Source organism: Streptococcus moroccensis (genome assembly GCF_030812835.1).
In the GTDB taxonomy this organism is placed as follows: domain Bacteria; phylum Bacillota; class Bacilli; order Lactobacillales; family Streptococcaceae; genus Streptococcus; species Streptococcus moroccensis.
In genome coordinates, this window is record NZ_JAUSTM010000005.1 from 91,432 (window position 1) to 105,622 (window position 14,191).

Genomic DNA, 14,191 nt, shown 5'->3' on the forward strand with positions numbered 1-14,191 from the left:
AATGCCTATACCCTTTCAATTCGTGATAAAATAGATATTAGAAATTGGAGGACGAGAGATGACCCATAAGATTGAGACTATTTTAGCTCAGACAGGAATTAATTCAGATGAAAAAACGGGAGCTTTAGTCACTCCTGTTCATTTTTCTACGACATATCAGCATCCGGAATTTGGCCAGTCAACCGGTTTTGATTACACAAGAACTAAAAATCCAACCCGTTCAACGTTGGAAAAGACTTTGGCTGCCATTGAGTATGCTGACTATGCCCTTGTCACAAGTTCAGGCATGTCAGCCATTGTTTTAGCCTTTAGTGTATTTCCGATTGGAACCAAGATTTTAGCTGTGCGAGATCTTTATGGTGGGTCTTTCAGATGGTTCAACCAGCAAGAAGCAGAAGGTCGTTTTCACTTTACTTATGTGAATACTGAGGAAGAATTACTGGCTGAGATTGCTACAGAAGCTTACGATGTGGTTTACGTCGAGACACCGACCAATCCGCTCATGCTGGAATATGATTTAGCGACCATCGTCACAGCAGCCCACAGTAAAGCAGCTAAAGTCATTGTGGATAATACCTTTTATAGCCCTATTTATCAGACACCGATTAAAGACGGTGCCGATGTCGTTCTTCATTCAGCAACTAAGTACCTTTCTGGGCACAATGATGTGTTAGCTGGTGCTGTGATGACTAGCGATCAAGAACTCTATGATCAGTATTTCTACAACCTTAACACGACAGGAGCAGTTTTATCGCCTTTTGATTCCTACCTTCTGATGAGAGGACTTAAAACATTAGCCTTGCGGATGGAACGGTCAACGAGCAATGCTCAAAAATTGGTTGCTTTTCTACAAAACCATGAGAAGGTTACAGATGTTTTATACCCAGGTAAGGGGGGAATGATCTCTGTTAAAGTTGTTGACGAGGAGAAAATTCCGACCATTCTTAACACCTTAAAACTCTTTACCTTTGCGGAGAGTTTAGGTGGCGTCGAGAGTCTAATCACCTATCCAACAACTCAGACCCATGCAGATATTCCAGCTGAGGTGCGGCACAGCTATGGTTTGACGGATGACTTATTGCGCTTGTCGATAGGTATTGAGGATGCAGACGATTTAATAGCTGATTTGAAACAAGCACTGGAGGCTTAATATGACTTATGATTTTACCAAACGGCCAAATCGGCTGATCACCCATTCCGTCAAATGGAGAGAAGTGGAGAAAGACCAAAGGCTTCTGCCCCTTTGGATAGCAGATATGGACTTCTACATTGCTCCTGAAATCAAACAAGCTATGGCAGACTATGTCGCATCAGATGATTATGGCTATGCCTATGAAGCAGAAAGCCTTTACCAGTCAGTCATTGATTGGGAGTCTAAACGTTATGGCAATACTGTAATTGCTGAAGAGATCCTCTTTGTTTCAGGAGTGGTCCCGTCCTTATCCATTGCTTTACAGGCTTTGACGGCAGAAGGCGATGCTATCTTGATTAACACGCCTTATTATGGGCCAATTCCTCGAACAATTCAACTGTTGAATCGTCAGTTAGTTAAAAATGAATTGGTTAATGTTGAGGGGCGCTATCAGATTGATTTTGACCAATTAGAGCAAGAAATCATCACTCATGATGTCAAAGTTTACGTTCTCTGCAACCCCCAAAACCCAAGTGGCCGTGTCTGGACGCGTGAAGAACTCAGCCAAATTGGTAATATCTGTCTCAAACACAATGTTCTCATTGTCGTTGATGAAATTCATCGTGACTTAACGCTTTTTGGCAATCAGCACATTAGTTTTAATACAGTCGATGATGCCTTTAAAGATATTTCAATTACGCTAGCCAGTGCAACAAAAACCTTTAACATAGCTGGGACCAAAAACAGCTATGCTTTGATCCCTAATCCATCGCTAAGAAAAAAATTCACACAGCGCCGCATGGCTAATAATCAGCACGAAGTTGCAACGATCGGTCTAGTGGCAACTGAGGCAGCCTTTACCCACGGAGAAGGGTGGTTAGATGCTCTCAAGCCTGTGCTAGAGCAAAATGTCACCTATGTCAAGGACCAACTAGAAAGCCAGACAAACATTAAGGTCATGGTGCCAGAAGCAGGCTATCTTATCTGGTTAGATTTCGCAGCTTATGGTCTGAATGACGAAGAACTTAAGGTTAAGTACCGTGACGAAGCAGGCCTGATCTTGAGTGAGGGAACGATGTTTGGGAGTGCTGGACGTCAATTTGTACGGTTTAATATTGCAGCACCTTTTGATGTCATCCAGGAAGCGTGCAGTCGGTTAGTCAATGTTTTGGCTAAGGATGAGTAGCTTTTTAAAAGTGTCGATTGACACATGCCTTTTTAAGTCTTTTTTGGTATAATTTTAGAAGAATAGATTAAGGAGGCTATCATGGGAAAATTCCAAGTTATTTCTCATCCATTAATTCAGCATAAACTATCCATTTTACGTCGGGTTGAAACGTCAACCAAAGATTTTCGTGACCTGGTCAATGAGATCGCCATGCTGATGGGTTATGAAGTGTTGCGCGATCTTCCGGTGGAAGATGTCGAAATTGAAACACCGATTACAAAAACCGTTCAAAAACAAATTGCAGGAAAAAAATTAGCGATTGTACCTATTCTAAGAGCAGGTATCGGAATGGTTGATGGCTTGTTGAGCTTAACGCCTGCTGCTAAAGTCGGGCATATCGGGATGTATCGTGATGAGGAAACCCTTCAACCAGTAGAGTACTTGGTTAAGTTGCCATTTGACATTGAGCAACGTCAGATTTTCCTCGTTGATCCTATGCTGGCAACAGGAGGTTCAGCTGTATTAGCAGTGGATTCCCTTAAAAAGCGTGGGGTAACCAATATTAAGTTCGTTTGTTTAGTTGCTGCACCTGAAGGTGTTAAAACCTTGCAAGACGCACATCCAGATGTTGATATCTACACAGCTGCCCTAGATGAAAAACTCAATGAACATGGTTATATCGTCCCTGGTCTTGGGGATGCTGGTGATCGTCTCTTTGGAACAAAATAAGACGAGCAGTCCTATCATTGCTTAATGGTCTTGAGGTTAGATTTCTATTTTCAAGATTTCCCATCTTGCTGAATAATTACAGAATACCCATAAACAGTCTGGATAAGGTCAAGGTAACGGTGTTATTAAGGCCCTGTCCAGTTTTTTTATTAATACGTAATATGAGGCTATCTAGCGGAGGCTTTTGAGATTTGGAATTACCCTGTCATGATTGTCAGTATCTGAACGATAGGATAGCTGATAGCACCTTATAAAAGCAGAAAAGGAAATGGAAAGTCAGGCTCAGGCTTGTTACCTAAATCTCAGCAGTATTCGTGCTAAAAATTTGACCTTTATTGACCAAAAAGATATAATGGCAATATAACATTTTAAGTATTATCTTATGACTAAAAAGGAGAACGATATGATTCCAGTAGTTATTGAACAAACTAGCCGCGGCGAACGCTCTTATGATATTTATTCTCGCCTTCTTAAAGACCGCATCATCATGTTAACAGGTCCCGTTGAAGACAATATGGCAAACTCTGTAATTGCTCAACTGCTCTTCCTGGATGCTCAGGACAATACTAAAGATATCTATCTTTACATCAATTCACCTGGTGGCTCTGTTTCAGCTGGTCTTGCGATTGTTGATACCATGAATTTCATCAAATCTGATGTTCAAACCATCGTGATGGGTGTGGCTGCTTCTATGGGAACGATCATTGCATCATCAGGTGCCAAAGGGAAACGCTTCATGTTGCCTAATGCAGAGTATCTCATTCATCAACCAATGGGCGGAACAGCTGCAGGCACGCAACAAACTGATATGGCTATTGCGGCAGAACGTTTGTTAAAAACCCGTAAACGTTTAGAGAAAATCCTCTCTGATAACTCAGGAAAATCTGTTAAACAAATCCACAAAGATGCAGAGCGTGATTTCTGGATGGATGCTGAAGAAACCCTTGCTTATGGGTTTATCGATGCGATCATGGAAACATCTGATTTAAAATAAGAGGTTTACCTTGTTAGTGGGCTGAGTCTAAGACTTGGCCTTTTTTAGTGATTCCATTTCACGAATGGTTTAGGTCAAAGGACCCCTAATCAGCTACGCTCGAATATTTTAAAAGGGAGATTAGGTCAACCACTGCTATCATTTAGCATTCATTCACGCTATTTTTTGTTATAATGAAAGAAAAGGAGTAGGTTATGTTTGAAAAAAAAGAACGAAAAAGCATCGTCGTTTACCTTAATTATTATCGCGATGTCAAAAAAATAAAACAGGTAGGAGATATTGCTTATGTCTCACGTCGAGGCCGGTATGCCGTCATCTATGTTGATCAAGACCAAGTAGAAACTCTGGTTGAGCAACTGTCAGGAGAAAAATTTGTTAAGCGAGTTGTCCCTTCTTATCTGAAAGATTTGGATCAAAACTTTGTGGGGAACCTTTGGCGGGATTCAGATTCTGTCACCATAGTAGAAAATTAGAAGAACTTTTTAAAATAAAAACGCTTTCTGGGATGTTCATTATTGACAATTTTCTGACAATTGTGTATATTAGTTATACTTTGGAAAAAAGAAGTAATTAATAGGAGAACACAATGACATCAAAAAAATTAGCAATGACCCTTTTGACTTTTGCTAGTGCTGCCTTTTTAGCAGCCTGTGGAGAGGTCGGAGGAAGCAACTCAAACTCTAATTCCGGTGATTCTGAACAAACAGCCTCTAACGCTATCGGGGATACCATTAAAATTGGTTACAACTTTGAATTAAGCGGAAACGTCGCTTCATACGGAAACACTGAAAAAAATGGTGCCGATTTGGCCGTTGAAGAAATTAATGCCGCTGGTGGTGTCGATGGCAAAGAATTAGAAGTTATTTCTAAAGACAACAAATCTGAAACAGCAGAATCTGCTACTGTTGCAACTAGTCTTGTAACGGAAGGTGCTCATGTTATCATTGGCCCTGCAACATCTGGTGCAGCAGCAGCTGCAACCGCTAATGTGACGCGTGGTGGCGTTCCAATGATTACTCCATCTGGAACACAAGATAACCTTGTTTATGCCGCTGATGGGACAACGATCAACGAATTTTTCTTCCGTGCAACCTTTGTGGATAGCTACCAAGGTGATTTGTTAGCAAGTTATGCGACAGATACCTTAAACGCAGAAAAAGTTGTTCTTTACTATGATAACTCTAGTGACTATGCGAAAGGTGTTGCGGATACCTTCAAAGAAACCTATACCGGTGAAATTGTAGAAACTTTAACGTTCGCTTCTGGTGATAAAGATTACCAAGCAGCTTTAACCAAGATTAAGGGCCTTGACTTTGATGCGATCATCATGCCAGGTTACTATGAAGAGACAGGAGCAATTGTAAAACAAGCCCGCGATTTGGGCATTGATGCTCCAATTGCTGGTCCTGATGGATTCGATAGCCCAGTATTCTTAGAAAAAGCTGGAACTGCAGCAACTGACGTGCATTACTTGTCAGGTTTCTCTACTGAGGGTTCTGAAAAAGCTAAGAAATTCTATGACGCGTATGTTGCAAAATATGGTGAAGAACCATCTATGTTCTCTGCCCTCGCTTATGACTCTGTCTACATGGCAGCAGAAGCAGCTCAAGGTGCATCAACTTCCGTTGATATTAAAGATAACCTAGCTAAATTAAGCGATTTTGAAGGTGTAACTGGTACCATGTCTGTGGATGAGAACCACAATGTGGTGAAATCTGCTTATGTCATCAGCTTTACAGATGGCAAAGTCTCTGGTGTTGAAGTCCTTGAGGCTAAATAAGGCGGTACCAGTTAGATAATCTCCTTGATAAATCAGTTCTTACTGAACTGATTTATCTTTGTTTTCTAAACAATAAAAAAGATGATAGAAAGTGCGGTGCCACTATGATTCAACAGCTTGTGAATGGCCTTATCTTAGGAAGTGTTTATGCCCTTCTGGCCTTAGGGTACACCATGGTTTATGGTATTATCAAGCTTATTAACTTTGCTCATGGCGACATTTATATGATGGGAGCCTTCATTGGCTACTTCTTGATTAATCAATTTCAGATGAATTTCTTTTTGGCTTTGATTTTAGCCATGGTAGGAGCGGCTGCTTTAGGTGTAACCATTGAATTTTTAGCCTATCGTCCATTAAGGCAATCAACTCGAATCGCGGCTTTGATTACAGCGATTGGGGTCTCCTTTTTCCTCGAGTACACCATGGTCTATTTTTTTGGAGCGAATACGCGGGCCTTTCCTCAAGCCATCAAGACAGTCAGTTATGATTTAGGGCCTATCTCAGTGACAAATATTCAGCTTATTATTTTGGGTGTTTCCTTGGTCTTGATGGTACTTTTGCAATTTATCGTTAAAAAAACCAAGATGGGAAAAGCCATGAGGGCTGTTTCTGTTGACAGTGATGCGGCGCAATTAATGGGGATTAATGTTAACCAGACCATTAGCTTTACCTTTGCTTTAGGCTCTGCCTTGGCAGGTGCTGCAGGTGTGTTGATTGGACTATACTATAACTCTGTCGAGCCTTTGATGGGGATGACACCAGGTCTTAAAGCCTTTGTTGCGGCCGTCCTCGGTGGTATCGGCATTATTCCTGGCGCTGCCTTAGGAGGCTTTGTTATCGGTATTTTAGAAACGTTAGCTATCGCTTTTGGCCTGTCTGACTTCCGAGATGGGGTCGTTTACGCGGTACTCATTTTAATTTTACTGGTGCGCCCTGCTGGAATTTTGGGTAAAAATATAAAGGAGAAGGTCTAGTATGAAACAGAATTTAAAAACGAACCTAGCTTGGCTAGGATTAGTTGTAGGCCTTTATGTCTTACTGTCGCTCCTGATTAACTCGGGTGTTATTAATTTTTACTATGTTCAAATTTTGCAACAAATAGGAATAAATATTATTTTAGCTGTAGGCCTTAACCTTATTGTAGGGTTCTCTGGACAATTTTCACTGGGACATGCAGGGTTTATGGCCATCGGTGCCTACACAACTGCAATCATTGGTAAACAAATGCCAACGTACGGTGGCTTTGTCTTGACAATCGTAATAGGTATGGTTATTGCTGGGTTAGTGGCAACCTTAGTGGGTATTCCTACACTTAGACTCAAAGGGGATTATTTAGCGATTGCGACCCTTGGAGTTGCAGAAATTGTGCGTATTTTAATCATCAATGGTGGTAGTCTCACCAATGGTGCTGCTGGGATTATGGGGATTCCACCCTTCACGAGTTGGCAGTGGGTCTTCGGATTAGCAGTGATTTCTATTGTGCTGATCATGAACTTTTTACGCAGCCCTATGGGGCGAGCTACAATTGCTGTTCGCGAAGATGAGATTGCAGCTGAGTCTATGGGGGTTAATACAACCAAAGTAAAAGTTGCAGCCTTTGTCATCGGTGCGATGACCGCTGCAGTTGCTGGTAGCCTTCAAGCTGGATATATCGGAACCATTGTCCCTAAAGATTTTGCCTTTATGACATCTGTCAATGTCTTGATTATCATTGTTTTAGGGGGCTTGGGATCGATGACTGGTTCCATTATTGCAGCAGTGCTTTTAGGGATTATTAATGTACTCCTTCAAAGCGTTTCTGATATACGGATGATTATCTATGCTTTGGCTCTGGTCCTCATTATGATTTTCCGTCCTGGTGGACTCCTAGGAACCAAGGAATTGACCTTGTCCACCCTGTTTCAAAAAAAGGAGGAAAAGTAGATGGCATTACTTGACGTCAAAAATCTGACCAAACACTTCGGTGGACTGACAGCAGTTGGAGATGTAACATTGGAACTCGAACGCGGAGAACTTGTTGGGCTTATCGGACCAAACGGAGCGGGAAAAACAACCCTATTTAACCTCTTGACAGGTGTTTATGAGCCAAGCGAAGGAACAGTAACCTTAGATGGGAAACTACTGAATGGAAAAGCCCCTTATAAGATTGCTGCTGCAGGTTTAGGCCGTACCTTTCAAAATATTCGCCTCTTTAAGAACATGACGGTCTTAGAAAATGTCTTAGTAGGTTTAGGAAATCACCATTCGTCTCATATCCTTGCTTCCTTCTTGCGCTTACCTCAGTTTTACCAATCTGAAGCCAGCCTCAAAGAAAAAGCCTTGGAATTGTTAGCCATCTTTGACTTGGACAAAGAAGCAGACACGCTTGCCAAGAACCTTCCCTATGGGCGACAACGCCGGTTGGAAATTGTTCGCGCCTTGGCAACAGAACCGAAAATCTTGTTTTTAGATGAACCTGCTGCAGGGATGAATCCTCAAGAGACGGCTGAATTAACGGCTCTTATTCGGCAACTTAAGGAACAGTTTGATCTGACCATTATGTTGATTGAACACGATATGAGTCTGGTCATGAAAGTGACGGAACGCATCTATGTTCTTGAGTATGGCCGTTTGATTGCTCACGGAACGCCAGACGAAATTAAAGCCAATAAACGCGTGATTGAAGCCTATCTGGGAGGTGAAGCCTAATGTCAATGTTAAAAGTAGACCAACTCTCGGTTCACTATGGTGTCATTCAGGCGGTTAAGGATGTCACCTTTGAAGTGAATGAAGGCGAAGTTGTATCGCTAATCGGTGCTAATGGTGCCGGAAAAACATCTATTTTAAGAACAATTTCTGGCCTGGTTCGCCCGTCTAGCGGAAGCATTTCTTTTTTGGGCAATGAGATTCAAAAGGTACCTGCTCAAAAGATTGTTGCCTCAGGACTCTCTCATGTTCCTGAAGGGCGCCATGTGTTTTCTGGCTTAACTGTCCTAGAAAATTTAGAAATGGGAGCCTTTTTGAAAAAAGATCGGGACGAAAACCAAGCGAATCTTAAAAAAGTATTTGACCGTTTCCCACGCTTGGAGGAACGAAAAAATCAGGATGCTGCGACCCTATCTGGCGGTGAACAACAAATGTTAGCCATGGGACGAGCGCTCATGTCAACGCCTAAATTGTTGCTGTTGGATGAGCCATCGATGGGATTGGCACCCATCTTTATTCAAGAAATTTTTGATATTATTCAAGACATACAAAAACAGGGCACGACGGTGCTTCTGATTGAACAAAACGCCAATATGGCCTTGTCTATCTCTAATCGTGGCTACGTGCTTGAGACAGGCTCTATCGTTCTCTCAGGAACAGGTCAAGAGTTGCTCACGTCTGATGACGTTCGAAAGGCTTATCTCGGTGGTTAAAGTTAAACTCGCTTTGGCGGGTTTTTTGTTTAAGGCTGTTGCTTTAGGTGGTATACTAATATAAAAGGACTAGATTTTTTTAAGTACGAGACGGATACGGGCAGGTCCTCTTTTGTTCCTGTCGAATCTGGTCTCGCACCTTGGTAGAATCAGGTTTCCCATTTCGGAAGCAACAGTAGCAATCACAGAGGAGGCGTTTGATGACAGCAGATAAACAAAATCGTATTTGGTCCTTGCTGGTAAGAGATTACCTTGTGTTTATTGCCCTAGTAATGGTACTACATGCCGTTCTTCAATTTTTTCAAGGAGCAGAACAGTTTGCTTTTTCAACTCATATTTTGGCGTCTGGTGTTTTTCTAGGCAGTTCATTGGTCCGCTATCTGGGCTCCAATGGATGGCTAAAGGGGTGTTTACTACCTGTCCTTATTTTTATAGTATTAACAGGTGCTTTAATCTTCTTGTTTGGAGAAACACTTTTTTACCTACCTTGGATCTGGGTACCGCCGGTGGCCTTTTTAATTGCTGGGCTGGCTTTAGTCGTTCACTGTTATTTTATTCGAAAGTCCTTTAAACTGGACTGGGACAATAAGCCAGGGCGTCATGAAAAATTATAGAATCTCCGCTTTTTTCGCTAGAAAAAAGTGTTTTTTTGTGCTTATTTTGGTAAGATAGAGGTATTGCTTTTTAGGAGATAATTGTGGATCAGAAGAAAAAAACGTTACAGGAACTAAGGCGCGAGCGAGCTAGAAAAAGAGATAAACGAGTGTTACTGAGTTTATCTGTCTTTTTGATACTCTTATTTATGGTGTATCTTGTGACAAATCCACCACAGTTTCATCTCCCTAAGTTTTCCTTCAGTTGGCCAAAATGGTCATTGGCATCCTCACCTCAAAAGGAAGAGCAACCTGAAGTTGAGGGGAAATTTTCAAAAGGGCAACAGGTGCTCATCAGTCCGGAAGCCATTGACGGAGATTCTTCCCTATCACCTTATCTCAATCGACTAGCAAGAGTTGAATCTTTGGAACTGATAGAAGAAGGTGACAAACAAAATATTGTTTACACCCTGAACTTTGGACGTGATGATAAGGTCTCAGGCATTGCTGAGGGCTTTCTCGCTGAAGAAGCAACTGGTTTTGCCTTAGGGCAGGAAGTGGAACTGTTAGACAGAGTTGGTTCTGCTAGAGTTGAAACGATTACCAAAACAGATGGTTACGAAACCTATTCGGTGACTCTTGAGGATGGACAGACTGTGGATTCTCTTAGTTTTCATCAGTTAGCCTATGTATATGACATTCCGCTTGAGGCGGCAGCTCTTCCTCGTGAAAACAATCGATTGATTCAAGAGGCGATGGATTTAACCAGTCAGTATAGCTTTGTCGTGGTTCGTTTTCCAAAGGGCCAGTACCGTATTGGATCAGCGACTCCGGAGTCAGAATACCTCTTGCTACGGTCAAATGTTGAATTGCGGGGACAGGATACGGAATTAATCGTTGAAGGCTCTGCCCGTTGGTTCGGGTTAGCCACTGGGGTGACCGGCTATGACGGGGTGTCGCATTTCCTAATGAATGGGCTGACCTTTAAAGCCAGTGATTTGGTTAATGGCAATCAATTGTTGATTATGACCAATCATGGCTATGGGTGGCAAATTGAGAACAATCAGTTTTCCATGGTTCATAAAATGTCCAGCCACATTTTTGACTTAGGAGGCTTACAAGACTCCGTCTTTAACGGCAATCGTTTTGAAGGTTATGCACCTGAACTGACACAGGTAACTGAGATTGGTGATCGCGACCTCCATAATTTTTATGCTGAGGCGATTCAACTGGATTCCTCTCACAATGCAGTTGGTTGGGATGGTGGCATGATGCGAGCGATTGATCCAAACTATGACTGGACAACTAGTCAACCTGTGATGTCTAACAACATCACGATTAGTCATAATGCCTTTTTACCCTACTATAATCCTCAAGGGGAATTGGTCGCTTACGGGGCAACGGTTGGTCAGCATTCGTCTTATGTAGGCATGACGAGTATTTTTGGAAACACTTTTGAAAATACTCTGGCGACACGCTACAAGGACCAAACGAGTGACCAATGGGTTCTTGAACCGGTTCATTTACAGTCCAATGCACCAGTTGACATAAGAGATAATAGCTACCAGTAGACCAAAATGGGCTTAAACCAAAGAAAGAGGTTGTGATGGATTACCAAGAGTTACTAAGTAAACTTTCGACGTTTATAGCACATCAAGGAGAAAAGTATGTTTCTCCTGCTAAAGCGGGACCGCATGCTCCTGAAATGGAAAGTTTAAAAAGCCAAGGGCAACAAGCCAGAAGTGCTTTTACAGCATTAGCGCTGGCTCTTGAAGAAAGGGTTCCTGGGTTTAATCGTCAAGCGACCAGCCAATGGATGAACCAGGCGCAAATCCTGCGACCACACTTCTGGGCCTATTTTATTGAGGAGACAAGGAGCTCTCAAGAGCCTGCCATAGCTTTGAGAGTCTTGCAGGATACGAAAAGTCTCGGTATCTCGCTGGAGGTAAGTGTCATTGAGCGTTCCTTAGCAGAGGATACCCTTTCAAGATTAAATCGAGTTCTCGACTTGCCATGTCAAGATGGTCTTTACTATTTTGCACAAGAAAACGGGACGAGTCGTAGAGTGGAAATGACAGAAGAAAACCGCAAAGCTCTCGTTGGATCTGTCGAAAAAGGATGTGTCCGTAAAGTGCAGGTCAAATATGATGTCACAGATTTAAGTCAGTTTTCCTCTTTTGAAGATTTAGAAGAGGAATTATTAAAAGGGTGGGAAATCATACAGCCTTACTACCGGATAACTCAATAATTTTAAAGCAGACTCTTTTTATGTCTTGTTTTATGATTTTTTAAAAAGAAAAAAAAAGAACTGACGCTTCAGTCGTTAAGCTGTGAAAACTTTTAATGAAAGCTAGCAAAACGCTTCCAAAAATGCTATAATGATGATAGAAATTCAAAGGAGGCGTTTATGGCAGTTAAAGATTTTATGACCAAAAAGGTTATCTACGTTAGCCCTGAAACAACAGTAGCATCTGCAGCAGATTTGATGAGAGAGCATGGAATTCACCGCTTACCCGTCATTGAAAATGACAAGTTGGTTGGTCTGGTAACAGAAGGAACCATTGCTGAAGCAAGTCCATCCAAAGCGACCAGCCTTTCTATCTATGAAATGAATTACCTGCTAAACAAGACCAAGGTCGGTCAGATCATGATTAAAGATGTCGTTACGGTTTCTAAATTGGCGAGTCTAGAGGACGCTGTAGCTCTCATGTTGGCGCACAGCATTGGTGTTCTGCCAGTCGTTGATCACGACGTTATTAGTGGTATTATTACAGATAAGGATGTCTTTAAGGCCTTCTTAGAAGTCTCTGGTTACGGTGAAGATGGCGTCCGTGTGCGCTTGATTACTGATAATGGTATTGGTGTTCTGGAAAAAATCATTCATCTTATTTCAGAAGAGAATCTCAATATCTCACACACTGTTAATATTCCTCGAAAAGATGGCAAAGTTATTATCGAAGTTCAAATAGACGGTGAATTTGACAAGGAGCAACTGAAAGCAAAATTCACTGAAAATGGATTTGAAGTAGATGGCATTGTCAGAACCTCATCCAAGCAGTAGTAATGACTCTCTTTGGTTGATGTACTCGTTAATCAAAATCAAACCTTAGACTAAGCGACACAGCTATAGATAGAACTGAAGGAATCATTCACCGATAGCAAGGTCTCGAAGTGATGTTTAAAAAATTTAATTCCCTTATGGCAAGCAAAAACGAGTCCCAGCATTGGAACTCGTTTTTAGTATTTGATTAGTTTTTGCGGTAAATGCGTTTATGATTTTCAATTCCTTGAAGGGCAAAACGGCTATCATCAGGGTGTAGTTCAGGGCTATTCCCTTTTTCATCAAGAGAAATAGTCTCAAAGAACAGGGCTTCGTAATCAGTGATAGAAAGCGTTTGACGCTTGGCCAGCTCTTCTAAACGATTTGGGTTGAGGTGATTGCGGTAACCATCAACGAGGCGTGCTGAGAAAAGCTCACAAACAGCTCCTGAACCATAACTGTATAGGAGAATCTCATCGCCTGCAGATAGGTTATTGCTTTGTTCTAATAGGGATAGTAAGGACAGGAAGAGCGACCCTGTATAGATATTACCAACTTCTTGGTTATAGACAATAGCCTCTAAGAAACGTTCCTCGTGTTTTTCAGATGGCTTGAGAGACCGCAAGCCTTTAAGCCCTTGTTTTGCAAATGGGATATGAAGGCATACAGCTGCGAAATCATCTAACGTTTTACCGGTCTGTTGTTGGTAATATTCAAAGGTCGTCTGGAGACAATCTGTATATTGCTCAGTTGAGAAGCGACCATCTACCTCTGGATAAGGGCTATAGTTTGGTCGCCAAAAATCCATGACATCCCTGGTTTGGTAAACATTGTCCCAGTTGAGTTCAAGGATACTAGGATTAGCAGAAACAAGCATGGCCACTGCGCCGGCCCCTTGAGTAGGCTCGCCTCCAGAATGTAATCCATATTTAGCAATATCACTTGCAATAACCAAAACTTTTGACTCTGGACGATTGGCAATATGGTTGCGGGCGAATTCTAATCCAGCAGCAGCAGAATAACAGGCTTCTTTGAGCTCAATCGCGCGAGCATAGGGTTGAATACCCAAGAGACCATGGATGTAGACAGCAGCAGCCTTGGATTGATCGATGCCGGTTTCTGTTCCAACAATAACCATGTCGATAGCAGCCTTGTCCTCGTCTGTTAAAATCTGAGCAGCAGCTTCAGCACCGAGGGTCACGATATCCTGGGTGACTGGAGCAATAGCCATTGCTTTTTGCATAAGACCTATAGTGTATTTATCTGGGTCTGTGTTGCGAGCTTTTGCTAATTCTTTTAAATCTAAAACATAGTTTGGTAAGGCAAGACCCATTTTGTCGATACCTATTTTTATCAT

General features: G+C 42.0%; 15 protein-coding genes. 14 read left to right on the forward strand and 1 reads right to left on the reverse strand.

Annotated elements, in window-relative coordinates:
* Positions 1-58: 58 nt before the first annotated feature.
* The 14 genes from J2S23_RS03675 to J2S23_RS03740 all read left to right on the forward strand — a co-directional run bounded on the left by J2S23_RS03675 (position 59) and on the right by J2S23_RS03740 (position 12,855).
* Complete coding sequence (locus tag J2S23_RS03675) at positions 59-1,150, forward strand: cystathionine gamma-synthase (RefSeq protein ID WP_307121406.1); 1,092 nt, start codon at positions 59-61, stop codon at positions 1,148-1,150.
* A 1-nt stretch (position 1,151) separates the two neighbouring features.
* The gene (locus J2S23_RS03680) at positions 1,152-2,318 is read left to right on the forward strand and encodes a MalY/PatB family protein (RefSeq protein WP_307121407.1); all 1,167 of its coding nucleotides are present in this window, start codon (positions 1,152-1,154) and stop codon (positions 2,316-2,318) included.
* Between the two features lie 81 nt (positions 2,319-2,399).
* Positions 2,400-3,029: a uracil phosphoribosyltransferase gene (upp, locus tag J2S23_RS03685; RefSeq protein ID WP_307121408.1), complete on the forward strand. Its 630-nt coding sequence runs from the start codon at positions 2,400-2,402 to the stop codon at positions 3,027-3,029.
* Between the two features lie 382 nt (positions 3,030-3,411).
* Positions 3,412-4,023, forward strand: coding sequence for an ATP-dependent Clp protease proteolytic subunit (locus J2S23_RS03690; RefSeq protein WP_307121409.1), 612 nt, complete (start codon positions 3,412-3,414; stop codon positions 4,021-4,023).
* 194 nt (positions 4,024-4,217) lie between these two features.
* Positions 4,218-4,496, forward strand: coding sequence for a DUF2129 domain-containing protein (locus J2S23_RS03695; RefSeq protein WP_307121410.1), 279 nt, complete (start codon positions 4,218-4,220; stop codon positions 4,494-4,496).
* A gap of 113 nt (positions 4,497-4,609) precedes the next feature.
* Positions 4,610-5,803 (forward strand): ABC transporter substrate-binding protein, encoded by a 1,194-nt coding sequence (locus tag J2S23_RS03700; protein ID WP_307121411.1) that lies wholly within the window; start codon positions 4,610-4,612, stop codon positions 5,801-5,803.
* A 104-nt stretch (positions 5,804-5,907) separates the two neighbouring features.
* Positions 5,908-6,777, forward strand: a complete 870-nt coding sequence (locus tag J2S23_RS03705) for a branched-chain amino acid ABC transporter permease (RefSeq protein WP_307121412.1) — start codon at positions 5,908-5,910, stop codon at positions 6,775-6,777.
* 1 nt (position 6,778) lies between these two features.
* Complete coding sequence (locus tag J2S23_RS03710) at positions 6,779-7,726, forward strand: branched-chain amino acid ABC transporter permease (protein ID WP_307121413.1); 948 nt, start codon at positions 6,779-6,781, stop codon at positions 7,724-7,726.
* Complete coding sequence (locus J2S23_RS03715) at positions 7,727-8,491, forward strand: ABC transporter ATP-binding protein (RefSeq protein ID WP_307121414.1); 765 nt, start codon at positions 7,727-7,729, stop codon at positions 8,489-8,491.
* Positions 8,491-9,201 carry an ABC transporter ATP-binding protein gene (locus J2S23_RS03720; protein ID WP_307121415.1) on the forward strand — a complete coding sequence of 237 codons (711 nt, stop codon included), beginning with the start codon at positions 8,491-8,493 and terminating at the stop codon, positions 9,199-9,201. The genes J2S23_RS03715 and J2S23_RS03720 overlap by 1 nt, the downstream gene beginning before the upstream one ends.
* A gap of 200 nt (positions 9,202-9,401) precedes the next feature.
* The gene (locus tag J2S23_RS03725) at positions 9,402-9,815 is read left to right on the forward strand and encodes a hypothetical protein (RefSeq protein WP_307121416.1); all 414 of its coding nucleotides are present in this window, start codon (positions 9,402-9,404) and stop codon (positions 9,813-9,815) included.
* Positions 9,816-9,898: 83 nt separating this feature from the next.
* Positions 9,899-11,365: a hypothetical protein gene (locus J2S23_RS03730; RefSeq protein ID WP_307121417.1), complete on the forward strand. Its 1,467-nt coding sequence runs from the start codon at positions 9,899-9,901 to the stop codon at positions 11,363-11,365.
* Between the two features lie 35 nt (positions 11,366-11,400).
* Complete coding sequence (locus J2S23_RS03735; protein WP_307121418.1) at positions 11,401-12,042, forward strand: HI_0552 family protein; 642 nt, start codon at positions 11,401-11,403, stop codon at positions 12,040-12,042.
* Positions 12,043-12,201: 159 nt separating this feature from the next.
* Complete coding sequence (locus tag J2S23_RS03740; protein WP_307121419.1) at positions 12,202-12,855, forward strand: CBS domain-containing protein; 654 nt, start codon at positions 12,202-12,204, stop codon at positions 12,853-12,855.
* Between the two features lie 187 nt (positions 12,856-13,042).
* Here the strand turns inward: J2S23_RS03740 and J2S23_RS03745 are convergent, their stop codons facing one another.
* Positions 13,043-14,188, reverse strand: a complete 1,146-nt coding sequence (locus J2S23_RS03745) for a hydroxymethylglutaryl-CoA synthase (RefSeq protein ID WP_307121435.1) — start codon at positions 14,186-14,188, stop codon at positions 13,043-13,045.
* Positions 14,189-14,191 lie beyond the last annotated feature (3 nt).

What these genes read in the sequence shown, in the direction of transcription:
- J2S23_RS03720 (WP_307121415.1), top strand. Translation starts at nt 8,491, where the DNA reads ATGTCAATGTTAAAAGTAGACCAACTCTCGGTTCACTATGGTGTCATT.
- upp (WP_307121408.1), top strand. Translation starts at nt 2,400, where the DNA reads ATGGGAAAATTCCAAGTTATTTCTCATCCATTAATTCAGCATAAACTA.
- J2S23_RS03700 (WP_307121411.1), top strand. Translation starts at nt 4,610, where the DNA reads ATGACATCAAAAAAATTAGCAATGACCCTTTTGACTTTTGCTAGTGCT.
- J2S23_RS03690 (WP_307121409.1), top strand. Translation starts at nt 3,412, where the DNA reads ATGACTAAAAAGGAGAACGATATGATTCCAGTAGTTATTGAACAAACT.
- J2S23_RS03740 (WP_307121419.1), top strand. Translation starts at nt 12,202, where the DNA reads ATGGCAGTTAAAGATTTTATGACCAAAAAGGTTATCTACGTTAGCCCT.
- J2S23_RS03705 (WP_307121412.1), top strand. Translation starts at nt 5,908, where the DNA reads ATGATTCAACAGCTTGTGAATGGCCTTATCTTAGGAAGTGTTTATGCC.
- J2S23_RS03710 (WP_307121413.1), top strand. Translation starts at nt 6,779, where the DNA reads ATGAAACAGAATTTAAAAACGAACCTAGCTTGGCTAGGATTAGTTGTA.
- J2S23_RS03715 (WP_307121414.1), top strand. Translation starts at nt 7,727, where the DNA reads ATGGCATTACTTGACGTCAAAAATCTGACCAAACACTTCGGTGGACTG.
- J2S23_RS03675 (WP_307121406.1), top strand. Translation starts at nt 59, where the DNA reads ATGACCCATAAGATTGAGACTATTTTAGCTCAGACAGGAATTAATTCA.
- J2S23_RS03680 (WP_307121407.1), top strand. Translation starts at nt 1,152, where the DNA reads ATGACTTATGATTTTACCAAACGGCCAAATCGGCTGATCACCCATTCC.
- J2S23_RS03725 (WP_307121416.1), top strand. Translation starts at nt 9,402, where the DNA reads ATGACAGCAGATAAACAAAATCGTATTTGGTCCTTGCTGGTAAGAGAT.
- J2S23_RS03695 (WP_307121410.1), top strand. Translation starts at nt 4,218, where the DNA reads ATGTTTGAAAAAAAAGAACGAAAAAGCATCGTCGTTTACCTTAATTAT.
- J2S23_RS03735 (WP_307121418.1), top strand. Translation starts at nt 11,401, where the DNA reads ATGGATTACCAAGAGTTACTAAGTAAACTTTCGACGTTTATAGCACAT.